This is a genomic window from Streptomyces sp. G45 (assembly GCF_049542095.1).
GTDB lineage: Bacteria > Actinomycetota > Actinomycetes > Streptomycetales > Streptomycetaceae > Streptomyces.
On the sequence record NZ_JBMUZU010000001.1, the window covers coordinates 7,980,801 to 8,006,933 of the forward strand.

Sequence of the window (26,133 nt, forward strand, 5' to 3'; positions counted from 1 at the left end):
GCACCGCGGGGGAGTGTTGCCTGCCCACGGGTCTTTCCGCACCCCGTTCTCCTCGCCGATCCGGCGCGCCCTCCTTACAGTGGAGTGGGCCGGGGGTCGAGGAGGCGCTTGGACATGGACCAACAGCGGATTCTGGCGCGTATCACGGAGATGGTTGACGCCGAGAAGACCCTGCGGGAGTCGCTCGCCTCCGGGGCGATCGACGAGGCCACGGAGCGGGCCCGCCTGGGTGACCTGGAGCGCGAGCTGGACCAGTGCTGGGACCTGCTGCGCAGGCGGCGGGCGGCGGTGGAGTTCGGCGCCGACCCGAACGCGGTCCGGCCCCGCCCCGTCGAGCAGGTCGAGAGCTACGAGTCGTGACCCCTCGCGCGGTCGGCTCCGCCTGAGCCTGCGCTGCCCTGCACCTCCCGGCGGCGCTGCGCTGCTGTCCTTTCCCACCCGCCCGCCCTTGTTCGCGCTGCCGCGCCGAGGCCCGCCGTGCTGCCCTGTCCGGGTCCTCCGCTGCTGGGGCTGCGCACTGTCCCGTCGCGGCGGCGCTGCGCTGGCGTCCTCTCCCACCCGCCCGCCCTTGTTCGCGCTGCCGCGCCGAGGCTCCCTGCCCGGGCTCGTCCAGCTGCCGCGTGGGCGATGCCCGCCCGCCGACCGAGGTCGCGCTGGGGCGCTGAGGTTTCGCGCCCAGGCCCGTCGCGGGGCTGCGTCGATGCGTGGGTCCGCGCGCTCATCGCGTTGCGGCACGGGTGCTTGGCACCTGCCTCCAGATGCTTCCCGCCCGCCCGCTCGTAGGTGCTGGCGCGCTCGCCGCGCTGCCCCGCCGGGCCGCTGGACTTCATCGCGCTGCGAATGCCAGCCACGAGGTGCACGGCGCAGCCGAGCGCGGCGGCGCCGCCGTCGGCCCGGCGGTCGTCGCCGACCACGAGGGTCCTGGCGGGGCCGGACCCCAGGCCTCGCAGGCGACCGCGAAGATCCGCGCGTCGGGCCTCTGCGCGCCGTGCTCGTACGACAGGACGTACGCGTCCCCATACGGGTCCGGCCCGTGCGCCCGGAAGACGGGCCTGAGGTCCCAGCCGATGTCGCTCACCACGCCGACCCGCACGCCGCGCTCGCGGAGCCCGCGCAGGACGTCGAGGGCGTCGGGGTAGGGGCGCCAGGCCTCCGGCGCCTTGTGGCGGTCGTACAGCGCGTCGTACAGACCGGGTTCGGGCAGCGGTGCGGTCCGGGCGAGGCCCGTGTACACGGCGCGGTGCCGCTCGGCGCTCTCGTCGCGCCGCTCCCACAGCCCGGCGAGGTGCGCGGGCACGGCCACGGACGGCGCGCCGCCGGGCAGCGCCCCGGCCCGGTCCAGCGCCGCCGCGAGCCGCGCCTCCTCGTGCGGGGGCGGCACGACCGCCCGCGCGGCGAGCCTGGCGGCGGACCCGGTCGGGCCACCGTGCGGAACGTGCCGGGGGCGACCAGCCTGGCCCGCGGGCCGAAGGGGGCCGACCGGAGGCGCCGGAAGCCGTCGAGTCCGGCACCGCGTCACGGGCGGGCCCCGGCGCGGCCCCTCGCGCCAGGCCACGCCTCGGCGGGCGCGTAGCGCTCGTACGCGGCCACGGCCACCGCCACCACCAGCGCGCCCAGGATCCAGCCGCCCACCACGTCCGTGGCCCAGTGGACGCCCAGCCACACCCGGGTCAGGCCCACCCCGACCACGGACACCACGGCCACCGCGAGCCCCACGCGCCACACCAGCACCCCCACCGCGTACACCCGCAGCAGCCACAGGAGCAGCCCGCACACCACCGCGGCCGTCATGGCGTGGCCCGAGGGGAACGCCGCGTAGTGCGCCGAGTCCACCGGATCGGGCCACACCGGGCGCGCCCGGTCGACCGCCGCCTTCAGGCCCTGCTGGAGCAGCGACCCCACGAGCGTGGCGGCCGCCAGGCAGAGCGCGAGCCACCAGGCGCGCTGGGCGGCGAGCCACAGCACGACCACGGTGCACAGGGCACGCATGGTCCACGGGTCCCACACCCAGTCGGTCAGGACGCGCGCGGTCTGCGTGAGGTCCCGGTGCGCCACGGCCCAGCGGTGCGTGGTGCGTGCGATGTCCTCGTCGAGGGACAGCAGCGGCTGCCACTCGGCGGACACCAGCACGAGCAGCAGCACGCTGGGCACGGCGAGCGCGGCGGCGACGCGGGGAGTACGGGAAACAGCTCGTGTCGGCGCGGTGTCCATGAGGTGATCCTTCCCGATGGACGCGCGCCACGCCTACCCGAGGGGTCGGAGTACGTCTTCCTGAGGCTCGGGGTGTGTCTTCGTGAGGGGCGCTATCCCAGGACCCGCAGCGCGGGTACGAACGCCACGAGGAGCGGGACGACCGGCACCAGCGCGGCCGTCGCGGTGAGCCGCAGGCGGCGCCAGGGGGTGAGCCGGGGGCGGGCGGCGAGCAGCCGGTGCACGCGCTGCGGCACGTGCGCGTGGACGCTGGGGGAGGGGCCGAACACGCCCCGGTCCTCGTTGAGTTCGACGAGGGCGAGGGCGATGGTCAGCCGTCCGAAGCGGCGCGAGGCCACGTCGTCGGCGGCCAGCTCCACCAGCCGGTGCATCTCGTCGCGGAACGCGGCGAACACCGGGACCTGCGGGAACCCGGCGGCGAGCGCGCCCGAGCAGTGCAGCAGCCAGTCGTGCCGGGCCTGCGCGTGGCCCTGCTCGTGGGCGAGCACCGCATCGAGCTGACGGCCCTTCAGGCGGCGCAACGCGGCGGTGGTGACGACCAGTTGGGGCGCCGCGCCGGGCAGCCACCAGGCGTCGGGGCGCTCGCCCTCCAGGACGACGAGCCGGTCGGCGCCGGGCTCCTCGCCGGGCAACAGCGGCGCGCGCACCACGAGTTCGGCGCGCCGCCGGGCGCGCCGGGCCCGGGCGCGGGCGATCTCACGGGTGAGCATGACGGCCGTCCAGGCGCCGCCGCAGGCCAGTGCCACCGCGGTCACCGAGGCCCAGGGCGTCGGCCCGAGCGCGTACGCCTCGACCACGCCCTGCGGGGCGGGCGCGAACAACTGCCCCCGCACGGCCTGCCAGGCGGCCGCCGCGCTGAACGTCATCGACAGGGCGCAGCACAGCAGGACCCCGGCCACGACGCACTGCCACACCCACAGCGCGACCACCGGTTCGCGCTCCGGCCAGTCCGCTCGCGCGAGCATCCGGGGAGCGACGACGGCGGTCAGCGCGCCCAGCAGCAACAGCGCGACGGGGACCATCATGGGTCAACCCTATGAGGGGCGCGCTCCCCGGCGGTATGGGCCCCCTGCGGGAAGTGACGCATGCCACGGTCGGGGAGCGCGCTCACGGCGGCAGGCCGGGCGCCACCGGACAGGCCCCGCGCGCCGCAAGGCGGTCCCCGCGCGTCACAGCGTCAGCAGCATCGCGATCATCGCCATGCTCATCGCCAGGCGGCACACGAGCGCCAGCTCGGGCCGGTCCGCCCAGCTCACCACGCCCGCCTCCGGAGTCACCGCCGCGCCCACCGGCACGAGCCGCGCGCCCGACGCCAGCACGTGCGCGGTGAAGTACAGCAGCAGCGCTCCGGTCAGCGCCGGGACGCCCGCGGCGCCGTGCCCCGCGCCGGGGGCGAGCAGCATCGCCGCCGACATGTAGACCATCGCCGCGGCGCCCACCAGGTGGTGGGCGTGGTGCGGGCGGTGCCGCGCCGTCCAGGCCGCACGCAGCCCCGCGGCGGCGAACACCGCCACATAGGCGCCCCAGACGCCGGACGGCGGCGCGAGCACCGCGGCGGGCACCGCCATCAGCGCCATGCCGAACCCCATCAGCGCCTCGCCGCCCGCCGTGCGGCGCTGCTCCTCGACGCGGCTGCGCATCCGCAGCAGGCAGTAGGCGCCGCTCGCCGCGCAGAGCGCCACGAGCAGCCAGCTCGCCGAACCGGGTCCGTGCACCGGGCACCTCCTCGCTCGACGCCCACCGACGCCACCCCGGATCGATGCCCGCGCCCGGGGCCGCGTACGGGAGCGCACGGGTGTACGGAGGGAGCATGGGAGGCGTGCGCGGGGGGGCGCGGCCCGCACCCGGTGCCGTCGGCGGCCCGGACGTGCCCCGCACTCATTTATTTTTCAGGTAAAACACTTGCTAATGTTCTGCGTATGAGCAGCCCGCCCCCGACCCGCCCCGCACCCCGCCCCCGTGCCCGTGACCAGGTCCGCTTCCGCGACCAGGCCCGCGTCCGCGACCAGGTCCGCGCGCACGTCCGCCGCCTGCCGCTGGCGAGCGTGCTGCGCCTCGGCACGCCCTCCGACATCTGGTTCAAGCCCGCGCTGAGCGTCGTCGCCGCCACCGCTGTACCGAACCTGACGCTGCTCGCGCTCGACCGCCTCGACCTCGTCCTGTACACGATGGCCGGTTCCTTCTGCGCCCTGTACGCCCACCAACTGCCGTACGCCGCACGGGCCCGCGCCCTCGCCTGGGTCGTGGCGGGGATGACCGCGAGCATGGCCGTCGCCCTGGTCGCCGCCGCGCTCGCGCCCCCGGCCGCGGTCCTCGTGACTGTGGGCGCGCTGCTCGCCGCCGCCCAGAAGGCGCTGTGCGACGCCACCCGCGTCGGCCCGCCCGGGCACCTGATCTTCACCTTCGTCAGCTCGGCGGCCCTGTTCGCGCCGCAGGACCTCGCCCGGGTTCCCGCCCACCTCGCCCTGACGGCCGGGGCCGGGGCCGTGGCCTGGCTCGTGGGCATGGCGCCCGCGCCGCTGCGCCCGCACGGCCCCGAGCGCCGCACCACGGCCCGCGCCCTGCGCGCCGCCGCCGCGTACGCCGACGCCCACGCGGCCGGGCACCACCCGGAGCGGGCCCGCGCCGCCCTCGCCGACGCCGTGCACACGGCCTGGCAGTCCCTGCACGCCACCCGAGCCGCTCCTCGTACCGGTTCCTCCCGCGCCACCCGCACCGCCCTGGCCGCCCTCACCGCGACCGCGGAGCACGCCCTCGCCGCCCCGGAGGACGCCGACCCCGCGCGGCTGCGGGCCCGGGCCGACGCGCTGCGCGGCACCGGCGCCGTCCCGCCTCCCGAGGACGTGCCCCCGCCCGCGCACCTGCCCGCCGAAGCGGCCCCGCCCGTGTGGCGCCGCCTCGCCCCCGGCTCCCCGCTGCTGCCCGTCGCCCTGCGCACCGCCGTCGGCTGCGCGCTCGCCGGGTACGCCTCCCTCGCGCTCGGCATCGGCCGCCCCTACTGGGCGCTCGTCACCGCCGCCTCCCTCTACCAGGCCAACGTCACGCTCACCTGGAGCCGCGGCGTGCAGCGCGTCGTCGGCAACGCCGTCGGCGTCGTCGCCTTCGCCGCCATCGCGCCCCTGGCCCACCTCAACCACGCGGCCCTGATCGTGGCCGGGCTGCTGCTCGCCTTCGGCGCGGAGGCCCTGATGTCCCGCAACTACTGGCTCGGCAGCGTGTGCGTGACGCCGATGGCGCTGCTCGTGACGGAGTTCGCGCGCTTCCAGGACCCGGCCGCGCTGATCACCGAGCGCGTCGTGGACACCCTCGTCGGCGCGGGGCTCGGCCTGGTCGCCGCCGTCGCCGTCACCAACCGGCGCGCCGCCGACCGCGTCGAGCACGCCATCGCCGCGGCCGACCGCGCCCGCGCCCACGCCGAGCGCGCCCCCGCCGTCGAACTGCCCCGGGCCCGCCGCCGCCTCACCGCGAGCCTGGTCGACCTGCGCGCCGCCCACGACGCCGCGGTCGGCGAGTGGTGGCTGCGCGAGCTGCCCGCGCAGCGGGTGGCCGTCACCGAGCGCGCCGGACACCGTACGCTCGCCGCGACGGTACGTGGCGCCGCGCGACCCAGCGACGAGGCCCGTGCCTGACGGCAGACACACCGGAGTGCGGAGCGGGGCGCGAGGATGAGCAGTGGGTACGGCCGGACGGCGGCACAGGACACCGTGGCCGCGGTGGTCCGGCAGTGGCGGCAGGCGCGCCCCGACATCGACACCGCGCCGATGGAGATCATCGGCCGCATCAACCGCTGCGCGGCCCTGCTCCAGCAGGCCGAGGACGCGCCGCTGCGCCGGGCGGGCCTGACCCGCCCCGAGTTCGACCTGCTCGCCGCGCTGCGCCGCACCGGCCACGAGCTGACCCCCGGGGAGCTGGCCCGCGAGACCTTCTCCTCCGGAGCCGCGGTCACCAAGCGCCTCAAACAGCTCCAGGAGCGCGCCCTGATCGACCGCCGCCCCGACACCCGCGACCGGCGCGTCACCCACGTCGGCCTCACCGACGCGGGCCGCGACCTGGTCGACGGCATCATGCCGGACCAGCTGGCGTACGAGGCCACGGCCCTCTCGGGCCTCGCCGCCGACGGCCAGGAGCGGCTCGCGGGCCTGCTCGCCGACCTCCTGGGGCAGTTGGAGGGGCGGCTCGGCGTCCCCGGGGGTGACCGGCCGCGGGTGCGTCAGGGGCGGTGGCGCAGGGGGTGGTCCTCCGGGACCTCCACCACCGCGATGCGCGTGCCGTCCGGGTCCGCGATCCACATCTCGACCAGCCCCCACGGCTCCTTCACCGGGGGCCGCAGGACCTCCACGCCGCGCGCGGCCAGCTCCTCGTACGCGGCTTGGACGTCCGCGACCTGGAGCCAGAGCCGCACGTCGGGCGACGACGCGGCGGCCGAGCCGTCGGCGCGGCCGGAGACCTCCAGATAGCCGCCGCCCAGGAAGTACACCGTGCCGCGCTCGGGGCCCGTGCCGAACTCGCGGTACACGGCCAGGCCCAGGGCGTCGCCGTAGAACGCCCGCGCGGCGTCGGGGTCGGTGGGCCGGAGCAGGACCCTGCTGCTGAGTACGTGCACCATGCGGCCGCACCTTAGCGCCGGGTTACTCTCAGCGGTGCGTGCGGGAACAGGAGTTCCGCACGAGGCACCGGAAGACGACCGGAAAGCACCGGCGTGCACCGGAGCGCAGCGGCAGCACCGGAGATCGGAGACACGCGCCCATGGACACCGCCCCGCACCCCAGCACCCACGGCGACCTCACGTTCCGGGACGCCACGGACGCCGACGTCGACGCGCTCGTGGCGCTCGTCGAGTCGGCGTACCGGGGCGACGACAGCCGTGCCGGGTGGACGACGGAAGCGGACATCCTGGAAGGCCAGCGCACCGACCCCGAGGGCGTCGCCGCGGTCATCAACACCCCGAACAGCAAGCTGCTCACCGTAGAGCGCGACGGCCGGATCGTCGCCTGCTGCCAGCTCGAACACCGCGGGGAGCACGCCTACTTCGGGATGTTCGCCGTCAGCCCCGCGCTCCAGGGCGCGGGCCTCGGCAAGGTGATCATGGCGCAGGCGGAGCGGACCGCCCGCGAGACGTGGGGCGTGCGCGAGATGCACATGACGGTGATCTCCGTACGCGAGGAGCTGATCGCCTGGTACGAGCGGCGCGGCTACCGCCGTACGGGAAAGACGACCCCCTTCCCGTACGGCGACGAGCGCTTCGGCATTCCGCAGCGCGACGACCTGGAGTTCGAACTCCTGGTCAAGGAGATCGGCTGACCCGGGCGCCCGCGCGGGCGGCGCGCCCCCGGGCGTTCAGGCGGTGAAGCGACCGGTCCGCTTGATGTCCGGGAAGTCCGTGGTCGCGCCGTCGAGCCCGAGGGCGCGCACCAGGCGCAGGTCGTCCTGCGTGTTCACCACCCAGCCGATGATCCGCAGCCCGGCGGCGCGGGCGTGCTCGACGATCTCCTGCGTCAGGCGGCGGATGTTCAGTACGAGGGTGGCGGCGCCGACCGCGGTGGCGCGCTCCACGACGTCCGTGCCGTAGCGGCTGGCGACGAGCGCCGTGCGCACGCCCGGGACGAGCCGGGCGATCTCGGCGATCGCCTCGTCGTGGAAGGACAGCACCTCGACCCGGCCCACCAGGTCGCGGGCGTGCATGACGTCGGCGAGCGCCCGCGCGGCCGCCACGTCCTTGATCTCGGCCTGGAGCGGCGCCCGCACCGCGTCCAGGACCTCCTCGAACACGGGGACGCGCTCGCCCCGGCCCGCGTCCAGGGCGCGCAGCTCCGCGAGGGTCTTCTCGGCGATGGGACCGGAGCCGTCCGTGGTGCGGTCCACGTCGGCGTCGTGCATGACGACGAGGGCGCCGTCCTTGCTCAGGTGCAGGTCGAGTTCGATGATGTCCAGGCCCGCGGCCTGGGCGGCGACGAACGAACGCAGGGTGTTCTCGGGTTCCACACCCATGACACCGCGATGACCGATGGTGAGGAAGTTCAAGATTCACTCGCTTCCGTCGACGGGCGGCTCGGCTCCGCGCGGCTCGGCGGCTCCCACCACGCGGCAGGCCGCAGCCTAATCCCCGGCCCCGGCGATGGGACCGTCCCTGCGCGCCGGAGTGGAATCGTCTCCTCGGGTGGCGACCATGCCCAGGATCAGACCGGTGATGAGGGCGGCCACCAGAACGGCACGGGTGCTCAACGGTTCTCGGCTCCCTCGGGCGGCGACGGCTGACCCGGCCCGTCCTACCGCCGCGCGCCCCGTGATCGCGAGCCGTCTCACCCGGGGGTGGGCGCGTCGGCCGGGGGTTGACGCGCGGCCGATACAGGGGGCACGGCGGGGGCGCGGAGGGTGCGAGGCGCGCCGCTCGGTGTTCGGGGCGCTCCGAAGGGTCTGGCAGAAGCGCCCGCTTGGGTGGCTGGTTACGGGAAAAACAGCGGCTGAGGTGTGGCTGGGCAGGATAATTTCCTGGGCAACCTCTTGTCGCGGGGAACCCTGCACCCATACGGTGTTCATACGCGAGGTTCTCCCGTGGAGGATGGGTCATGACGGAAATTCTTGTGCAGGCGGTGGACAGCCCGGGCGCTGCCCGTGACGGACGAGTGGTGGACCACCCGGCCTGGCCGGTGCTCAAGGCCGCCGTCGAGGAGATCAGGCCCTGGCAGTCCAAGGACGGCTCGATCGACTTCGAGCGCGAGGACGCGCCGTCGCGGGCCACGGCCGAGCGGGCCGTGGAGCGGATGGTCGCCGCCGTCGCGGAGCTCGCCCCGCTGCTGCCGCACGACGCCGCCTACCTCGACGCCCTGGCCGTCGACCTGCGCCGCTGGGCGGACGGCGGCTTCCAGGTGCCGGACTTCCTCGACTCGCTGCTGGCCTTCCAGCCCGCGGCCCGGCGCGAGGACGGCCTCCAGCACCTCGTGGTCTTCCCCATGTACACGCAGAACGGCAACCCGGACCGCAACTTCGAAGCGGTCGTGCTGCGCATGGTGTGGCCCGAGTGGCTCGCCGAACTGGAGCGCACGCGCTACGACAACCCGCTGTTCTGCGGCATCACCTTCGAGGACTTCACCGCCGGGTACGACACCAACTCGGCCGTCCTCTTCCCCGAGACGATCGCCGTGCGCGAGGCCCCGGAGCGGTTCAGCTGGGGCGGCATATTCTGCGACCGCGAGGCGGCCCGGTTCCGCCGCGTCACCCAGGCCGCCGTCGACATCCTCGGCATCGAGCTGCCCGCCGACGTACGCGCCCTGGTCGAGGACCAGCAGCGCTGCCAGGAGGCCTTCGTCCTGTGGGACATGGTCCACGACCGCACCCACAGCCACGGCGACCTGCCCTTCGACCCGTTCATGATCAAGCAGCGGCAGCCGTTCTGGATGTACGGCCTCGAAGAGCTGCGCTGCGACCTCACGGCCTTCAAGGAGGCCGTGAAGCTGGCGGACGACGGCGTCCCGCAGGCCCGCGACGTGCAGTACGCGGTGCTGTTCGACCGCATGTTCCGCTTCCCGGTCACCGGCGAGCGCGTACGCAACTACGACGGCCTCGGTGGCCAGCTGCTCTTCGCCTACCTGCACAAGCACGACGTGGTCCGCTGGACCGACAACAAGCTGCGGATCGACTGGCGGCGCGCGCCGGAGATCACCAACCAGCTCTGCGCCGAGATCGAGCAGCTGTACCGCGACGGCATCGACCGCCCGAAGCTGGTCCACTGGCTCGCCGGGTACGAGCTGGTCTCGCGCTACCTCGCGCCGCACCCCGGATCGCGCTGGGCCAAGGGCCCGGACGCCCTCGACACGTCGCTGCCGCCGCGGAAACTCGTGGACGACGTGCTTCCGGACGAGTTTCCGCTCAGCATGTTCTATGAGGCGCTCTCGAAGAAGCTGAAGCACGTGATCGCCTCCACGAAGGGGATCACCGCGGACTCGCGCGTCGAGAAGGCCGCCGCGTGAGCGACGGCGCCAAGGGGACCAACAAGGAGGCGAGGACCATGTCCGCACTCGACGGAGCCGTGGTGGCGGTCGCCGGGGCCGCGGGCCCCGCGGGGCGAGCCACGCTGCTCAGGCTCGCGGAGGCCGGGGCGACGGTGGTCGCGGCCGACGCGGACGCCGCACGCCTGGCCCAGGCCGTGGACGCGGCGCGCTACGCCCACGGCGGCGCGACCGTCACCGGCGACACGGTCGACCTCCTCGACCTCGCCGCCACCCGCGCCTGGGCCGACCGCACCGAGAAAGAGTTCGGCCGCATCGACGGCCTGGTGCACCTGGTGGGCGGCTGGCGCGGCAGCGCGACCTTCGCCGAGACCGACCTCGGCGACTGGGACGTCCTCGAAGACCTCCTGATCCGCACGGTGCAGCACACCTCGCTCGCCTTCCAGGACGGCCTCCAGCGCAGCGGCAACGGCCGCTATCTGCTGATCAGCGCCGCGGGCGCCAGCAAGCCCACCGCGGGCAACGCGGCGTACGCGGCCGCGAAGGCCGCCGCCGAGGCCTGGACGCTGGCGCTCGCCGACGCCTTCCGCAAGGCGGGGGGCGAGCAGGGGCCGCGCACCGCCGCTGCCATCCTGATCGTGAAGGCGCTGGTGCACGACGCGATGCGCGCGGAGCGGCCCAGCGCGAAGTTCGCGGGCTTCACCGACGTCAAGGAGCTGGCCGAGGCCATCGCCGGAGTCTGGGAGCGGCCCGCCGGGGAAGTGAACGGAAACCGCCTGTGGCTGACCGACAAGCCGTGAACCCGCCGAAGACCGACGCCAAGCGCCACCACGACCCGGGCGTCCGCGGCTTCGCCAGCGACAACTACGCGGGGGCGCACCCGGAGATCCTGGCCGCGCTCGCCCTCGCCAACGGCGGCCACCAGGTCGCCTACGGTGAGGACGAGTACACCGAGCACCTCCAGCGGGTGATCCGCGGCCACTTCGGCGCGAGCGCGGAGGCCTTCCCGGTCTTCAACGGCACCGGCGCCAACGTCGTCGCGCTCCAGGCGGTCACCGACCGCTGGGGCGCGGTGATCTGCGCGGAGAGCGCGCACATCCACGTCGACGAGTGCGGCGCCCCCGAGCGCGTCGGCGGCCTGAAGCTGCTCACCGTGCCGACGCCCGACGGCAAGCTCACCCCCGAGCTGATTGACCGTCAGGCCTTCGGCTGGGACGACGAGCACCGCGCGATGCCCCAGGTCGTCTCGCTCGCCCAGAACACCGAACTGGGCACGGTGTACACCGTCGACGAGATACGCGCGATCGTCGAGCACGCCCACGGCCACGGCATGCGGGTGCACGTCGACGGCGCGCGCCTGGCGAACGCCGCCGCCTCGCTCGACGTCCCCATGCGGACCTTCACCAACGCCCTGGGCGTGGACATCCTCTCGCTCGGCGGCACCAAGAACGGCGCGCTGTTCGGCGAGGCCGTCGTCGTCCTCAACCACGACGCCGTGCGCCACATGAAGCACCTGCGCAAGCTGTCCATGCAGCTCGCCTCCAAGATGCGCTTCGTGTCGGTGCAGTTCGAGGCGCTGCTCACCAAGGACCTGTGGCTGCGCAACGCGCGGCACGCCAACGAGATGGCCCAGCGCCTCGCCGAGGGCGTCCGCGCGGTGGGCGGCGTGGAGATCCTCTACCCGGTCCAGGCCAACGCCGTCTTCGCGCGGCTTCCGCACGACGTCAGCGAGCGCCTCCAGAAGCGGTTCCGCTTCTACTTCTGGGACGAGGCGGCGGGCGACGTCCGCTGGATGTGCTCCTTCGACACCACCGAGGACGACGTGGACGCGTTCGTGGCGGCCCTGAAGGAGGAGATGGCGCGCTAGGCGCGGCACCCCCACCGGGTCAGGTACCCCACGCCATGCATAGGTATGCGGCTGATCGAAAAATCATTGACCGCTGATCGGCCGCGTTCCTATGCTCGCGCCCATGGAGCTGATCCAGCAGAACCCCGACCTGTCCGCCTACCTCGCGGCGGACGAGGTCATCGACCACACGCACCCCCTGGTCAGGGACGTGTCCGCCCGCCTGGCCAGGGACAGCGCCGATTCCTACGCGTACGCGCGCGCCGCCTACGCGTTCGTCCGCGACACCATTCCGCACTCCGCGGACGCCGACGACCCGCGCGTCACCTGGCGCGCCTCCGACGTCCTGGCGCAGCGCACCGGCATCTGCCACGCCAAGGCGCACGCCCTCGCCGCGCTGCTGCGCGCCGAGGACATCCCGACGGCCCTGTGCTACCAGCGGCTCGTGCACGACGACGGCAGCGGCTTCGTGCTGCACGGCCTGGTCGCCGTGCGGTTCAACGGCGCCTGGCACCGCCAGGACGCACGCGGCAACAAGCCCGGCGTGGACGCGCGGTTCTCCCTGGACGGCGAGCGGCTCGCCTTCCCGGTGGACACGGCGGCGGGGGAGGTCGACTACCCGGCGCTGTACGCCGAACCCGACGCGGCGACGCTCGCCGTGCTGAAGGCCGCCCCGGACCGGCCCGCCCTCTGGGCGGCGCTACCGGACGCGCTGCCCCTCGGCTGAACCGCCCTGAACCTTCCCGTGCTGAGCCGCCGCACCACTGAAACATCCGATGTGGTGCCTGCGAGAACCCGGCCAACGGGCCATCAAGAGGGCAAAGGAGCAAGGCAGTTGGTGACTCATCGGAGGTCTTTCCGTCCGATGTCTTGACGGTGCGTCGGGCCGCGCCGATGCTGCGAGCCATGACTCCCCTCTCACGGCGCGCGTTCGTCGCAGGCGCCTCAGGAGCACTCGCCGCGGTGGGCTCGCCCACCGCCTGGGCATCCGCCCCCTCCCGCGCCGACGCGCACGGCGGCCTGCTGCGCGACGCCGCGATGGTGTGGCGGCGCCTGCCGCACTCCTGGCAGGAGGGCCCCTTCCTGGGCAACGGCTACCTGGCCGCGCACCTGTACGCCAAGCCCGGCGAGGGCAACGTCCTGCGCGTCATGGTCAACCACTCCCACGTGCAGGACCAGCGCGGCCAGTGGGAGGCCGCGATCGGCTACTCCCGGCTGGGCGTCGGCTACTTCACCCTGACCCTCGCGGGCACCGTCACCGGCGTCGACTGGCGGCTCGGCCTGGACGACGCCGAGCTGACCGGCACGATCACCACCACCCGCGGCAGCGTCGCCCTCACCGCCCTGATCCTCAGCCAGCGGGACGCCCTGCTCGTGTCGTGGCAGCCGAGCGCCGGGGAGGAGACGGCGGCCTGGGGGTTCACCGCGCTGCCCTCGCGCACCACCCGCACCGTCCGCGTCCCGCCCGACTACACCGCCAACCCCGACCCTGCCACCGGCCCCGGCTTCGTCGAGCAGCCCCTGCACGCGGGCGGCGGCTACACCACCGCCTGGCGCGAGGTCCGCTCCGGCACCCGGCGCCTGCTCGCCGCGACCATCGCCTACGGCCACCCCCGCTCGACCGGGCGCGAGGCCGCCCTGCGCACCGTCGACGCCGTCCTCGACGGCGCGCCCGCCGACGCCGTCACGCGCCACCGCCGCTGGTGGCGCGCCTTCCACCGCCGCAGCTTCGTCTCCGTACCCGACAAGAAGGTCCAGCGGTTCTACTGGATCCAGCTCTACAAGCTGGCCTGCGCCACCCGCGGCGACGGACCCGTCACCCCCGTCTTCGGGCCCTGGTTCCCCGAGACCGGCAACAACTGGACCAGCATCTGGTGGAACACCAACGTCCAGGTGACGTATCCGCTCGCCAACGGCTCCAACCACCGCGAACTCGACGCCGTCACCCCGACGTTCGCGCGCCACCACGAGAACCTGGAGTCCAACATCCGGCCGGAGCTGCGCGACGGCGACACCTACGCGCTCTGCCACCCCGGCGACTGGCGGCTGCGCTCCGGCCCCCGCTACGTCGGCGTCCCCGGCGTCAGCCCCAACGACCACACCGGCAACCTCGTCTGGGCCCTGCACAACGCCTGGGTCACCTACCGGCACCACATGGACGACGCCGTCCTGCGCGACGTGATCCGGCCGATCCTCACCAAGGCGGTGCACTACTACGCCCGCCACCTCACCGAAGGCTCCGACGGCAGGCTCCACCTGCCCGAGACCCGCTCGCCCGAGTACGCCAACGCCGCCGACTGCACCTACGACCTGGCGCTGCTGCGCTGGGGCGCCGGAACGCTCCTGGACTCCGCGCGGCGGCTGCGGCTGCGCGACCCGCACGAGAAGCGGTGGCGCGACATCCGCGACCGCCTCGTCCCCTACCACCGGGGCACCGACGGCGTCATGATCGGCGCGGGCGTGCCGCTCGCCGAGTCCCACCGCCACTTCTCGCACCTGCTGTGGCTCCACCCCCTCCAGGAGGGCCTCGACCGGCGCAGCTTCGACCACTGGGCGGGCATGCGGGACCGCTGGCACGGCTACAGCTTCGCCGCGGCCGCCTCCATGGAGACCCTCTTCCGGCAGCCGGAGCGGGCCCTGGCCCACCTGCGCTTCTTCCTCGACGGCAACGTCAGCGACAACTGCGCGCTCACCCCCAACACCATGTACCGCGAAGGCGCCAACTTCGCCCTGGAGAGCCCGATCGCCGCGGCGCAGTCGCTGCTCGACATGCTCACCCAGAGCCACGGGGGAGTGGTCCAGGTCTTCCCCGCCGTGCCCGGTGCCTGGCGGGACGCCAGCCTCCAACAGGTGCGGACGCAGGGCGCGTTCCTGGTCGACGCCTCCCGGCGCGACGGGCGTACGGAGTGGATACGGATCCGCAGCGAGGCCGGGGAGCCGCTGCGGCTGCGGCACGGGATCCCCGGGGAGGTCGAGGTGCGCGACGAGCGGGGCAGGCCGCTGCCCCACACCGGGGGCGAGGTCATCAGCGCCCCGCTGCGGCGCGGGCAGACCGCCGTGGTCGCCCCCAAGGGGGCCCGGCCGTCGCTCACCCCGAGGGACGTGACGGCGAACGGGACGGAACCCGCGTGGGGGCTGCCGTAGGGCTTTCGTGGGGCGGAGGGGGCGTCCTCGGCCACACCGCCCCCGGGTCCGACCGCCGGAATAGTCCAGTGCGCTGCACTGGATAGTGCTCTATGCTGGACTGCCGTCGATACCCGCGAACCAAGGCAGACCATGACGTTCACCCTCACCGTGTCCGACGAGGTGCGCGCGCTCGCACCCGGCTTCACCCACGTCGCCATCGAGGCGTACGGCCTCGTCAACGGCCCCAGCACCGACGGCACCTCGGCCCTGCTCGACGACGCCGCCCGCCGCCTCGCCGCCCGCCTCGACGGCCGCGCCCCGCACGAGGACCCGCACATGGCGGCCTGGCGCGCCGCGTACACCGCGTTCGGCGCCAAGCCCTCGCGCACCCGCAACTCCGCCGAGGCCCTCGCCAAGCGCGCCCTCGCCGACGGCGGCCTGCCCCGGATCAACACCCTGGTCGACGTGTACAACGCGATCAGCGTGGCCCATCTGATCCCCGTCGGTGGCGAGGACCTGGACCGCGTCAAGGGCGGCATGCGCCTGGTGCGCGCCAGCGGCGACGAGGACTTCGTCACCATGGCGGGCGGCGAGCCGGTGACCGAGCACCCCGACGCCGGGGAGGTCGTCTGGTGCGACGACGAGGGCGTCACCTGCCGCCGCTGGAACTGGCGCCAGGGCCCCCGCACACGGCTCACCGAGGAGACCGTGAACGGGATCTTCCTCCTGGAGGGCATGGGCCCCGGGGCCGGACTCGAAGCGGCGGGCGCGGAGCTGGCGGAGCTGCTGGAGAAGGTCAGCCCCGGCGCGCGGATCGTGGTGCACGGGCCCGTGGGCTAGCCATCGCCCGACGCCGAGCGGCGCCTCGGGCGGGCCCGACGCGGACCGGTGCGGACCGGTGCGGACCGGTGCGGCCCGGCGGTGGGCCAGCCCCCCGGCCCGCTCAGGGGGCCGCCCGCAGCTCACCCGGCGTCGGTGCCGTGCCGCCCAGGTGCGCGGGCAGCCACCAGGAGTCCTCCGGGCCCTTGGGGCGCGCCGGGTAGGCGCGCTGGGCGGCTTCGAGCAGCTCCTGGCAGCGCTCCCGCAGACGGCGCGTGATCGCGCCCGCGTACTGGTCCTTCGGGGCCTCCACGCGCTCGCCCACGCGGATCGTCACCGGGATGTGCTGGCGCTTGAAGTTGCGCGGGTGGCCCTTGGTCCACAGCCGCTGCGTGCCCCAGACGGCCATCGGGATGAGCGGGACCCCGGCTTCCTGCGCCAGGCGGGCGGCGCCCGACTTGAAGGACTTCAGCGTGAACGACTCCGAGATCGTCGCCTCCGGGAACACCCCGACGCATTCCCCCGAGCGCAGCGAGTCGAGCGCGTGGGCGTAGGCCTGCTCGCCCTGCTTGCGGTCCACCGGGATGTGCTTCATGCCGCGCATCAGCGGGCCCGAGACCTTGTGGCGGAACACCGACTCCTTCGCCATGAAGCGCACCAGGCGCTTCTGCGGCAGCGCCGCCAGGCCGTTGAAGACGAAGTCGAGATAGCTGATGTGGTTGCTGACGAGGACCGCGCCACCCGTGCGCGGGATGTTCTCGGAACCCTTGCAGTCGATCTTCAGGTCCAGCGCCTTGAAGAAGGTCTTGGCGATGCCGATGACCGGTCGGTACACGAGTTCTGCCATGGGTGGGGAGGCCCTTCATCTCTGCCGGCGGAGAGGGCCACCGGCAGGAAACCAAGTTACGGAACCGTAGGTCTACGGCTCCGCAGATCGTGCCCCAAGAACGAGCCGCTGGCCAGCCGTGGTGCCCGAGAAGCGGGAGATTCTCATCACGTCGGAATCTTTCGGCGTCCGCGCGCGCTGAGTACGAGGACGAGGACGGCGCCCGCAGGGGGCGGCACCGAAGCACCCAAGACGGGACGGGAGGCGCGGGTGACACCAGCGCGCGACGGCGGGGGCGGCCCCGCGGCGGACCGGCGGCTCGACGCGGAGCGGCTCGGCGCCCCGCTGGGCGAGCGGGCCACGCTCGTGCAGTTCTCCACCGCCTTCTGCCAGCCCTGCCGGGCCACCCGCCGGGTGCTCGCCGACGTCGCCGCCCTGGTGCCCGGCGTCGCGCACGTCGAGATCGACGCCGAGGGCGCCCTGGACCTCGTACGCGAACTGCGCGTGCGCAAGACGCCCACCGTCCTGGTCCTGGACGCCGGGGGCCGCGTGGTGCGGCGCGCCTCGGGGCAGCCGCGCAAGGCGGACGTCATCGCCGCGCTCGGGGCGGCGGTGTGAGGCCGGGACCGGAGCGCCACGGCCCCGCGGCCGGACGCGGGGCGCCCGCGAGTGATCTTTTCGACGCCGGTGGGCACTTGACTGCACCCGCCAACCATCGTCAGCCTGCTGACATGCCACCCGAGCTCCTTCTCTTCGAGCGCGTCCACGTGGACCTCGCACGTCATGCCAGTGCGCGCTGTCGGGCCCACTGAGCAGCCACGGACCCGCTCGTACCTCCTGCAGAAGGACAACTCCATGACGGCCACGCCCGACCTCGGCTCCCCCCAGCTCGCCTCCCCCGACCTGCTGCGCTCCGTCTTCAGGCGGCACGCGGCCGGAGTCGCGGTGATCACCGCGCGGGGCACAGGACCCGTCGGCCTCACCGCCACCTCCCTCGCGTCCGTCTCCGCCGAACCGCCCATGGTGTCGTTCGGCATCGGCACCGGCGCCTCCAGCTGGCCCACGATCTCCCGGGCCGAGCACATCGGCGTGCACATACTCGGCGAGCACCAACAGGAGCTGGCCGCGACGTTCGCGCGCAGCGGCGCCGACCGGTTCGCCGCGCCCACCCGCTGGTTCGAGGGGCCGCACGGCGTGCCCGTACTCGAAGGGGTGCTCGCCTGGCTGGTGTGCCGGGTCGTGGCGCGCGTGCCCGCGGGCGACCACCGCCTCGTCCTCGCCGAGGCGGTCGTCGGCGACCCGTCGGGGGCGGGTCGGCCGCTGCTGTACCACGAGGGCCGCTTCAACGCGCTGCGGGACTGAGCGGTTCCCCTGGGCGGGCCGCCGGTGACACCTGGTGCGTTCGGTTACGGAGCGTTGCGAAGGTCACAGTTCAAAGCGCTTGCTCAGCGGGAACGCACTGGGTGTACTCATGAGTAATATTTCGGTGGGAGCGGGCGGTGCCCTCGATCGGCGCCCGACCGGGACCCGACCGGGAACCGCCGCTTCTGGCGCCTATGCTGCCTGGGAGAAGGCAGTGGCCGCGGCCGAGGCGGCAGCCCAGTAATGACGATGCAGTAGGAGAGCCGGCGTGAGCTTGAGGATCGTTGTCTGTGTGAAGTACGTGCCCGACGCCACCGGCGACCGGCACTTCGCCGAGGACCTGACCGTCGACCGCGACGACGTGGACGGCCTGCTCTCGGAGCTCGACGAGTACGCGGTCGAGCAGGCCCTCCAGATCAAGGAAGCGGCGGACGACGACGCCGAGATCACGGTCCTGACCGTCGGCCCCGAGGACGCCAAGGACGCGCTGCGCAAGGCCCTGTCGATGGGCGCCGACAAGGCCGTCCACGTCGAGGACGACGACCTGCACGGCACGGACGTCATGGGCACCTCGCTGGTCCTCGCCAAGGCCATCGAGGAGACGGGCTACGACCTCGTCATCGCCGGTATGGCCTCCACGGACGGCACCATGGGCGTGCTGCCCGCGATCCTCGCCGAGCGCCTGGGCGTCCCGCAGGTCACGCTGCTCTCCGAGGTCTCCGTCGACGGGGGCACGGTCAAGGGCCGCCGCGACGGCGACACGGCCTCCGAGCAGCTCGAGGCGTCGCTCCCGGCCGTCGTGTCCGTCACGGACCAGTCGGGCGAGGCCCGCTACCCCTCCTTCAAGGGCATCATGGCCGCCAAGAAGAAGCCGGTGACATCGCTCGACCTGGACGACCTGGACATCGACGCCGAGGACGTCGGCCTCGAAGGCGCCTGGACCAAGGTCGACTCCGCCGCCGAGCGCCCCGCGCGCACCGCGGGCACGATCGTCAAGGACGAGGGCGAGGGCGGCAAGCAGCTCGCGGAGTTCCTCGCGGGCCAGAAGTTCATCTGAGCTTCGGTCATCACCTCACATCGCCCCCCTTCTTCGTAACCGCAGGAGATTGAAGTCCCATGGCTGAAGTTCTCGTCTACGTCGACCACGTGGACGGCGCCGTCCGCAAGCCCACCCTTGAGCTGCTGACCCTCGCCCGCCGCATCGGCGAGCCCGTCGCCGTCGCGCTCGGCGCCGGTGCCGCCGACACCGCCGCCACGCTCGCCGAGCACGGCGCGGTCAAGGTCCTCACCGCCGACGCCCCGGAGTTCGCCGACTACCTGGTCGTGCCGAAGGTGGACGCCCTCCAGGCCGCGTACGAGGCCGTGTCCCCGGCCGCCGTGCTCGTGCCGTCGTCCACCGAGGGCAAGGAGATCGCGGCCCGCCTCGCGGTCCGCATCGAGTCCGGCATCATCACCGACGCCGTCGACCTGGAGGCCGGTGACGAGGGCCCGGTGGCCACGCAGTCCGTGTTCGCGGCGGCGTTCACCACCAAGTCCCGCATCACCAAGGGCACCCCGGTCATCACGGTCAAGCCCAACTCGGCCCCGGTCGAGGCCGCCCCGGCCGCGGGCGCCGTGGAGGCCCTGGCCGTCTCCTTCTCGGAGCAGGCCACCGGCACCAAGGTCGTCTCCCGCACCCCGCGCGAGTCCACCGGCCGCCCCGAGCTGACCGAGGCCGCGATCGTGGTCTCCGGCGGCCGCGGTGTCAACGGCGCCGAGAACTTCGCGCTCATCGAGGCCCTGGCCGACTCGCTCGGCGCGGCCGTCGGCGCCTCCCGCGCCGCGGTGGACGCGGGCTGGTACCCGCACTCCAGCCAGGTCGGCCAGACCGGCAAGTCGGTCTCCCCGCAGCTCTACATCGCGGCGGGCATCTCCGGCGCGATCCAGCACCGCGCGGGCATGCAGACCTCGAAGACCATCGTGGCCGTCAACAAGGACGCCGAGGCCCCGATCTTCGACCTGGTCGACTACGGCGTGGTCGGTGACCTCTTCGAGGTCGTCCCGGCCCTGACCGAGGAGGTCAAGTCCCGCAAGGGCTGACCCCGGCAGCTCCCGCAGGCCCCCGTCTCCGCGCCCGTCGCGGGGCGGGGGCCGCGCACGTCACAGCGTCAGGCTGGCCTGCACCGGCAGGTGGTCGCTCGGGAACTGCCCGTGCAGCGAGAAGGTGTTGATGACCGCCGCGTGCACGCGCGCGGTGGGGGAGGCCAGGATCCAGTCGATGCGGTCGCCGTCGGGGACCAGCGGCTTGTAGCCGTGGAACGTGGCGTACGGCTTGCCGCGCTCGTCGGCGGCGTCCCAGGTGTCGACGAGGCCCGCCTTGAGCATCGTGTCGTAGACCGGGTTCTTGTGCGCCGCCACGTTGAAGTCACCGGTGACGATCTTCGGCAGGGTGCGGTCCAGGGCCGACAGGCGGTCGGAGATCAGATGGGCGGCGCGGGAGCGGGCGTACTGACTGGCGTTGTCCAGGTGCGTGTTGAGGACGTACAGCTCGCGGTCGGTGCGCCGGTCGAGGAAGCGGACCCAGGTGACCATGCGGATCGAGCCGCCGCCCCAGGTGTTGGAGCCCACCACGTCCGGGGTGTCCGAGAGCCAGAAGTGGTCGTAGGCGACGGGCGTCAGGCGGCGCGTGTCGTAGAAGACGGCCATGAACTCGTCCCGGCTGCCGCCCGCGCGGCCGGTGCCGATCCAGGCGTAGTGCTGGCCCAGGTCCTCGGCGATGTCCCGCACCTGGTGGTAGAGGCCCTCCTGGGTGCCGATGACGTGCGGGCGCGCGCGGCGCAGGAGTTCGCGGGTCACGGGGCGGCGCTCGGGCCAGGAGTTGGGCGGGATGTCACTGGCGTAGCGCAGGTTGAAGGACATCACCTCTAAGCGGCGCCCCGGGCGCTCGATGCCGTGCGCCGGGGCCGCGGCCAGCGCGGTGGCGAGCAGCGGGACCGTGACGGCCACGGCGCTGCGCAGGCCGGAGCGGCGGGTCACTGGGGTGTCGGTCGGCACGCGGTCTCCCTCGATAGGTCGCGGTCGGGTCGCGGGGGGGGCGGGGCGGAGCGGGTCCCGGTCGGGTCGGCATGCGCCCAGGGAAGTGTGGGAGCACCATCTGAGACGTGCGTGAACTTCGGGGGGCCGGTACGCGAGAGGGTGTTGACCAGCGGGAAGGCGCCCGGATAACTTCACTATACGGATGCGGGATTCCGGCAGCCGGAAAACGTGTCGTCAGTCGTACCGTCGGCGCGGACACCGCCCTGGCCGCCAGCGCGGCACGAGCGGCCTGGGCGGCCTGGGCGGCACGGACAGCATGGGCCGCGACGCGTGGCGCGCGTGGAGCGCGGGAGACGTACGCAGCGCACAAGGCACACAAGACACACGAGATATACGAGACACGCAAGACGCACGAGGCGGACGAGGTGCGCGCGCCACGCGCGCGCGGTGACGCGCGCGATCCCGTGCGCGCGAACGCCTCATGACGAAGGTGGAGGGTGCACGCATGGGTCAGCAGGAGAAGGTGGCCACGAGCCTCACGGACGCGGTCAGCGCGGACGTCAGCGCCGCGCTCGCGCCGGTCGACGCCGAGCTCGAACGCCGCTACCCCGGAGACCCCGGCACCCGTCAGCCCGTCCACACCGTGTACGTACCCGGCGAGGCCTTCGCCGCCGACACGATCCGCTCCTGGGGCGACCGGGCGCTCGCCGCGCTCGACGAGCACGCGCCCGACGCCGCCTCCTTCGCCGCCGTCCTCGGCCTCTCCGACGACCTCGCCGAGCCCGTCTACACGCGCGTGCGCGCCAAGCTGGAGCGCGAGCCCGTGGAAGACCTGCGGGTCGACTTCGAGGACGGCTACGGCGGGCGCACCGACGCCGACGAGGACGCCGACGCGGCCCGCGCGGCCCGCCTGATCGCCGAGGCCTTCGCCAGCGGCACCGGCGGCACCCCGGGGAGCACCGCCCCGTACATGGGCATCCGCGTGAAGTGCATGGAAGCCGCCGTGCGCGACCGGGGCATCCGCACCCTGGACGTCTTCCTCACCGGCCTGATGGAGGCGGGCGGACTGCCCGAAGGCCTGGTCCTGACGCTGCCGAAGGTCACGTACCCGGAGCAGGTCACCGCGATGGCGCGGCTGCTCGACGCGTTCGAGAAGGCCCACGGCCTCGCCCCCGGGCGGATCGGCTTCGAGATCCAGATCGAGACCAGCCAGTCCATCCTCGCCGCCGACGGCACCGCCACCGTCGCCCGCATGATCGACGCCGCCGAGGGCCGCGCCACCGGCCTGCACTACGGCACCTTCGACTACAGCGCCTGCCTCGGTGTCTCCGCCGCCTACCAGGCCAGCGACCACCCGGCCGCCGACCACGCCAAGGCGGTCATGCAGGTCGCCGCCGCGGGCACCGGCGTGCGCGTGTCGGACGGCTCCACGAACGTGCTGCCGGTCGGCCCCACCGCCCAGGTCCACGACGCCTGGCGGCTGCACTACGGCCTCACCCGGCGCGCCCTGGCCCGCGCCTACTACCAGGGCTGGGACATGCACCCCGGCCACATCCCCACCCGCTACGCCGCCGTCTTCGCCTTCTACCGCGAGGGTTTCGAGCAGGCCGCCGCCCGCCTCGCCGCCTACGCCAGCAGGACCGCGGGCGACATCGCCGACGAGCCCGCCACCGCCAAGGCCCTCGCCGGGTACCTGCTGCGCGGCCTGGACTGCGGCGCCCTCGACACCGCGGAGGTGACCCGCCTGACCGGCCTGACGCTCGCCGGGCTCCAGACGTACGCGGGGCCGCGCCGGGGCGACCTGACGCCGTCGGCGAAGTAGCGCGCCCGCCCCTCGGGCACCGACGCGCCCCCCGGCCCCGGACGGCAGGGGGCGCGCGACCCCGGTCACACCTGTCACACGCGCCCCTTAACCTGTACGCCACAACACATCGGCACGTCCGTACGACTCCGTACGACGGCGGCACAGGAACGGGGCAGCGGTGTCTTCGGGGGATCAGGAACAGGCGGACGGGACCGGTCGGCTGCTCGCCGGGCGCTATCGGGTGCTCGGGCAGCTCGGGCGCGGCGGCATGGGCGTCGTGTGGCGCGCGGTTGACGAGGTCCTGCACCGCGAGGTCGCGGTCAAGGAACTGCGGACGTATACGGACACCGCCGGGCCCGAACTGGCCGACCTGCGGCTGCGGATGCAGCGCGAGGCGCGCGCCGCCGCCCGCGTACGCCACCCCGGCGTCGTCGCCGTGCACGACGTGGCCGAGGTCGACGGGCGCCCCCTGATCGTCATGGAACTCGTCGACGGCCCGTCCCTGGACGACGTGCTGCGCGAGCGCGGCACCCTCGACCCGGGCGCGGCGGCGGCGATCGGCGCGAAGGTCATGGACGCGCTCGCCGCGGCGCACCGCGCGGGCGTCCTGCACCGCGACGTGAAGCCCGGGAACATCCTCCTGGGCACCGGCGGCCGCGTCGTCCTCACCGACTTCGGCATCGCCACCATGGACGACCCGGGCGACGGCTCGGCCACGCACCTCACGCGCAGCGGCGAACTCGTCGGCTCCCTGGACTACTTGGCGCCCGAGCGGGCGCAGGGCCAGGAGCCGGGCCCGGCCTCGGACGTCTGGGCGCTCGGCGCCACGCTGTACGCGGCCGTGGAGGGCGCCTCGCCGTTCCGGCGCACGTCGACGTGGTCCACGCTCACGGCCATCGTGGTCGAACCGCTGCCCGAGCCGCGGCGCGCGGGCCCGCTGGCGCCCGCGCTGCGGCAGCTGATGGACAAGGACCCGGGCGCCAGGCCGGACGCGGACGCGGCACGGCGGCTGCTGGAGGCCGTGGCCTCCGGGGCACCGCTGCCGTCCCCCGCGCCCGCGCCGGGCGGGCGGATACCCCGGGAGCCGACCGAGCTTCACGTGCCGAGCGCCCCGCCGCCGGGCTTCGGCCCGCCACAGCCCCCGGCGTACGGAGCGGCGCAGTCTCCGGAGTACGGTGCCGCGCAGCCCGCGCCCTACGGTCCGGCGCCGACCGCCCCCGAGCCGACCCGGGCCGCCGCCGCCCGCTCCCGCAGGGCCCAGGGCAAGGGCCGGAGCACGGCCCTCCTCGCCGCCGCGGCCGTCGCCGCCGTACTGGCCGCCACCGGCGTGACCGTCGCGGCCCTGGGCGGCGGAGACGACAAGGACAGCGCGGCCCAGGGGACCGACGAGCCGGACGCCACGGCCGAGCCCGGCTCCGCCGCCAGCCGCGGCACGCTGGGCGACGACCACGACGCCGAGCCGTCCGAACAGGGAGACGCCACCTCGAAGGCGCCGCGCAAGGACCGGGACGCGGACACGGGCGACAAGGACGGCAGGGGCGGACGCGACGGCGACGAGGGGAAGGACCGCGGGGACGGCGACAAGAAGCCGTCCACCGGCCGCGACTCCTCCGACGAGCCCGACGCACGCCCCTCCGCCTCGGCGTCCAAGCCGCCGAAGGGCGGCGGCTCCTCCGGCGGCTCCGAGACCCCGGCGTGCCACCCGGCGGGCGGCGGCAAGTACGACTGCACGGTGTGGCGCACGGCCACGTCGTACACCGCCGCGGGCGCCCAGGCCGGTGTCCTCAACGCGGGCACCAACTATTTCTACTGCCAGCGGAACCTGGGCCGCCGCGAGACCTCTGGCCGGTGGACCAACGTCTGGTGGGCCAGGACGGACGACGACAGCGGCAACAGGAACGTGTACATCAGCGACGTCTACATCCAGGGCGGCGAGAACGACAAACCGGTGCCGGGCCTGCCGGTCTGCTGACCGGGCCCCGCGGACGGGCGCCGGATCCTCAGTTCCGCGGCGGCAGTTCGCCCGACCCCCGGGTGATCAGACGGGTGGGCAGCTCCACCCGCTCCGGGGCGCCGGGCGCGCCGTCCAGGCGGCGGAACAGGCGCTCGGCCGCCGTGCGGCCCAACTGGGCGGCGTCCTGGGCGACGACGGTCACCCCCGGGTCGAGCAGGTCGGCCAGCTCGATGTCGTCGAAGCCGACCAGGGCGACGGGGCGGGGGAGGGCGGCCAGGACGCGGATGACGGTGACCGTGACGCGGTTGTTGCCCGCGAAGACCGCCGTCACCGGCGCGGGGCCCGCCAGCATCGACTCGGCGGCGCGGGTCACCCGCTCCGGGTCCGTGGCGCCGAGGGACACCCAGGACTCGTCGACCTCGATGCCCGCGTCCGCCATCGCCGCCCGGTAGCCGCGCAGGCGCTCTATGGCGGTGTGGATGCGCGGCTGGTCGCCGATGAACCCGATGCGCGTGTGCCCGTGGGCGATGAGGTGCGCGACGCCGTCCCGGGCGCCGCCGAAGCTGTCGGAGAGCACCACGTCCGCCTCGATGCGCCCCGGCGGACGGTCCACGAACACCGTGGCGACGCCCGCGGCGATCTCCGGCTCCAGATAGCGGTGGTCGTCGCCCGCGGGAATGATCACCAGGCCGTCCACGCGGCGCGCGCACAGCGCCAGCACCAACTCCTGCTCCCGGTCGGGGTCCTCGGCGCTCGAACCGTTGATGAGCAGCGCCCCGTGCGCCCGCGCGACCTCCTCGACCGCGCGGCTCAACGGCCCGTAGAACGGGTCGGCGAGATCCTCCAGTACGAGGCCGATGCTGGCCGTACGGCCCTTGCGCAGCACCCGTGCGCTGTCGTTGCGCCGGAAGCCGAGGGCGTCGATGGCCTCCTGGACGCGGCGCTCGGTGTCGGGGGTGACGCCCGGCTCGCCGTTCACGACGCGGGACACCGTCTTCAGGCCCACGCCCGCGCGGGCGGCGACGTCCTTCATCGTCGGGCGGTTGCCGTAGCGGCTCCTGGAGTCCGCCGGAGGGATCCCGTCGGCACGGGTGCGGGAGACGGGGGTGCGGGCGGTTTCGGCCACGGGGCGCTGTCCTGTCTGTCGTCCAGTGCGAGGTAGGGCGTTCAGTGTTCCACTGTCGCTGGCCCCTGGCCTTGTGCGGGTTGGGTTCCGCCCGCTTG

General features: G+C 74.1%; 24 protein-coding genes and 2 pseudogenes. 16 read left to right on the top strand and 10 right to left on the bottom strand.

The window, feature by feature from the left end:
* Positions 1-114: 114 nt before the first annotated feature.
* Positions 115-360 (top strand): DUF2630 family protein, encoded by a 246-nt coding sequence (locus ACOBQU_RS33990; RefSeq protein ID WP_423632562.1) that lies wholly within the window; start codon positions 115-117, stop codon positions 358-360.
* Positions 361-830: 470 nt separating this feature from the next.
* Here the strand turns inward: ACOBQU_RS33990 and ACOBQU_RS33995 are convergent.
* The 4 genes and pseudogenes from ACOBQU_RS33995 to ACOBQU_RS34010 all read right to left on the bottom strand — a co-directional run.
* Positions 831-1,369, bottom strand: a pseudogene (locus ACOBQU_RS33995) (HAD family hydrolase); the annotation flags it as partial.
* Positions 1,370-1,515: 146 nt separating this feature from the next.
* Positions 1,516-2,211, bottom strand: a complete 696-nt coding sequence (locus tag ACOBQU_RS34000; RefSeq protein WP_423632564.1) for a phosphatase PAP2 family protein — start codon at positions 2,209-2,211, stop codon at positions 1,516-1,518.
* Between the two features lie 92 nt (positions 2,212-2,303).
* A complete protein-coding gene (locus ACOBQU_RS34005) occupies positions 2,304-3,236 on the bottom strand; it encodes a M56 family metallopeptidase (protein WP_423632566.1) in 933 nt (310 codons plus the stop codon).
* Between the two features lie 144 nt (positions 3,237-3,380).
* Complete coding sequence (locus ACOBQU_RS34010) at positions 3,381-3,926, bottom strand: DUF5134 domain-containing protein (protein WP_423632568.1); 546 nt, start codon at positions 3,924-3,926, stop codon at positions 3,381-3,383.
* A 204-nt stretch (positions 3,927-4,130) separates the two neighbouring features.
* Here ACOBQU_RS34010 and ACOBQU_RS34015 point away from each other — a divergent pair, with 204 nt between their 5' ends.
* Both ACOBQU_RS34015 and ACOBQU_RS34020 read left to right on the top strand, forming a co-directional pair.
* On the top strand, positions 4,131-5,840 hold the full coding sequence (locus ACOBQU_RS34015; protein WP_423632570.1) for an FUSC family protein: 1,710 nt from the start codon (positions 4,131-4,133) through the stop codon (positions 5,838-5,840).
* A 36-nt stretch (positions 5,841-5,876) separates the two neighbouring features.
* Positions 5,877-6,392: pseudogene (locus ACOBQU_RS34020) on the top strand (MarR family winged helix-turn-helix transcriptional regulator); the annotation flags it as partial.
* Positions 6,393-6,421: 29 nt separating this feature from the next.
* Here the strand turns inward: ACOBQU_RS34020 and ACOBQU_RS34025 are convergent.
* A complete protein-coding gene (locus ACOBQU_RS34025) occupies positions 6,422-6,817 on the bottom strand; it encodes a VOC family protein (protein ID WP_423632572.1) in 396 nt (131 codons plus the stop codon).
* Between the two features lie 140 nt (positions 6,818-6,957).
* On the opposite strand from ACOBQU_RS34025, the gene ACOBQU_RS34030 reads away from it, so the two are divergent.
* The gene (locus tag ACOBQU_RS34030; RefSeq protein ID WP_423632574.1) at positions 6,958-7,512 is read left to right on the top strand and encodes a GNAT family N-acetyltransferase; all 555 of its coding nucleotides are present in this window, start codon (positions 6,958-6,960) and stop codon (positions 7,510-7,512) included.
* 36 nt (positions 7,513-7,548) lie between these two features.
* Here the strand turns inward: ACOBQU_RS34030 and ACOBQU_RS34035 are convergent, their stop codons facing one another.
* Both ACOBQU_RS34035 and ACOBQU_RS34040 read right to left on the bottom strand, forming a co-directional pair.
* The gene (locus ACOBQU_RS34035) at positions 7,549-8,232 is read right to left on the bottom strand and encodes a glycerophosphodiester phosphodiesterase (RefSeq protein ID WP_423632576.1); all 684 of its coding nucleotides are present in this window, start codon (positions 8,230-8,232) and stop codon (positions 7,549-7,551) included.
* Positions 8,233-8,307: 75 nt separating this feature from the next.
* Entirely contained in the window at positions 8,308-8,433 is a 126-nt protein-coding gene (locus ACOBQU_RS34040; RefSeq protein WP_423632578.1) for a hypothetical protein, read from the bottom strand.
* A gap of 344 nt (positions 8,434-8,777) precedes the next feature.
* Between ACOBQU_RS34040 and ACOBQU_RS34045 the strand changes: the two genes are divergently transcribed.
* The 6 genes from ACOBQU_RS34045 (at position 8,778) to ACOBQU_RS34070 (ending at position 15,969) form a co-directional block, all read left to right on the top strand.
* The gene (locus ACOBQU_RS34045; RefSeq protein WP_423632580.1) at positions 8,778-10,178 is read left to right on the top strand and encodes a DUF6421 family protein; all 1,401 of its coding nucleotides are present in this window, start codon (positions 8,778-8,780) and stop codon (positions 10,176-10,178) included.
* A gap of 38 nt (positions 10,179-10,216) precedes the next feature.
* On the top strand, positions 10,217-10,957 hold the full coding sequence (locus tag ACOBQU_RS34050) for an SDR family NAD(P)-dependent oxidoreductase (protein ID WP_423632582.1): 741 nt from the start codon (positions 10,217-10,219) through the stop codon (positions 10,955-10,957).
* Complete coding sequence (locus ACOBQU_RS34055; RefSeq protein WP_423634897.1) at positions 10,954-12,024, top strand: threonine aldolase family protein; 1,071 nt, start codon at positions 10,954-10,956, stop codon at positions 12,022-12,024. The genes ACOBQU_RS34050 and ACOBQU_RS34055 overlap by 4 nt, the downstream gene beginning before the upstream one ends.
* A gap of 103 nt (positions 12,025-12,127) precedes the next feature.
* Entirely contained in the window at positions 12,128-12,730 is a 603-nt protein-coding gene (locus tag ACOBQU_RS34060) for a transglutaminase domain-containing protein (RefSeq protein WP_423632584.1), read from the top strand.
* A gap of 179 nt (positions 12,731-12,909) precedes the next feature.
* Positions 12,910-15,147, top strand: a complete 2,238-nt coding sequence (locus ACOBQU_RS34065; RefSeq protein ID WP_423632586.1) for a glycosyl hydrolase family 95 catalytic domain-containing protein — start codon at positions 12,910-12,912, stop codon at positions 15,145-15,147.
* A 132-nt stretch (positions 15,148-15,279) separates the two neighbouring features.
* Complete coding sequence (locus tag ACOBQU_RS34070; protein WP_423632588.1) at positions 15,280-15,969, top strand: B3/4 domain-containing protein; 690 nt, start codon at positions 15,280-15,282, stop codon at positions 15,967-15,969.
* Positions 15,970-16,072: 103 nt separating this feature from the next.
* Here ACOBQU_RS34070 and ACOBQU_RS34075 read toward each other — a convergent pair whose 3' ends face one another.
* Positions 16,073-16,795, bottom strand: a complete 723-nt coding sequence (locus ACOBQU_RS34075) for a lysophospholipid acyltransferase family protein (RefSeq protein ID WP_423632590.1) — start codon at positions 16,793-16,795, stop codon at positions 16,073-16,075.
* Positions 16,796-17,044: 249 nt separating this feature from the next.
* Between ACOBQU_RS34075 and ACOBQU_RS34080 the strand changes: the two genes are divergently transcribed.
* From ACOBQU_RS34080 to ACOBQU_RS34095, 4 genes are all read left to right on the top strand, one after another.
* The gene (locus ACOBQU_RS34080; protein WP_423632592.1) at positions 17,045-17,392 is read left to right on the top strand and encodes a thioredoxin family protein; all 348 of its coding nucleotides are present in this window, start codon (positions 17,045-17,047) and stop codon (positions 17,390-17,392) included.
* Positions 17,393-17,629: 237 nt separating this feature from the next.
* Complete coding sequence (locus tag ACOBQU_RS34085) at positions 17,630-18,136, top strand: flavin reductase family protein (protein ID WP_423632594.1); 507 nt, start codon at positions 17,630-17,632, stop codon at positions 18,134-18,136.
* 268 nt (positions 18,137-18,404) lie between these two features.
* Positions 18,405-19,193: an electron transfer flavoprotein subunit beta/FixA family protein gene (locus tag ACOBQU_RS34090; protein ID WP_423632596.1), complete on the top strand. Its 789-nt coding sequence runs from the start codon at positions 18,405-18,407 to the stop codon at positions 19,191-19,193.
* A 59-nt stretch (positions 19,194-19,252) separates the two neighbouring features.
* Entirely contained in the window at positions 19,253-20,215 is a 963-nt protein-coding gene (locus tag ACOBQU_RS34095) for an electron transfer flavoprotein subunit alpha/FixB family protein (RefSeq protein ID WP_423632598.1), read from the top strand.
* A gap of 60 nt (positions 20,216-20,275) precedes the next feature.
* Here ACOBQU_RS34095 and ACOBQU_RS34100 read toward each other — a convergent pair whose 3' ends face one another.
* Complete coding sequence (locus ACOBQU_RS34100; RefSeq protein ID WP_423632600.1) at positions 20,276-21,169, bottom strand: endonuclease/exonuclease/phosphatase family protein; 894 nt, start codon at positions 21,167-21,169, stop codon at positions 20,276-20,278.
* A 487-nt stretch (positions 21,170-21,656) separates the two neighbouring features.
* On the opposite strand from ACOBQU_RS34100, the gene ACOBQU_RS34105 reads away from it, so the two are divergent.
* On the top strand, positions 21,657-22,973 hold the full coding sequence (locus tag ACOBQU_RS34105) for a DUF6986 family protein (protein WP_423632602.1): 1,317 nt from the start codon (positions 21,657-21,659) through the stop codon (positions 22,971-22,973).
* A gap of 160 nt (positions 22,974-23,133) precedes the next feature.
* Entirely contained in the window at positions 23,134-24,927 is a 1,794-nt protein-coding gene (locus ACOBQU_RS34110; protein ID WP_423632604.1) for a protein kinase domain-containing protein, read from the top strand.
* A gap of 28 nt (positions 24,928-24,955) precedes the next feature.
* Here the strand turns inward: ACOBQU_RS34110 and ACOBQU_RS34115 are convergent, their stop codons facing one another.
* Positions 24,956-26,035 carry a LacI family DNA-binding transcriptional regulator gene (locus tag ACOBQU_RS34115; protein WP_423632606.1) on the bottom strand — a complete coding sequence of 360 codons (1,080 nt, stop codon included), beginning with the start codon at positions 26,033-26,035 and terminating at the stop codon, positions 24,956-24,958.
* Between the last annotated feature and the right edge of the window lie 98 nt (positions 26,036-26,133).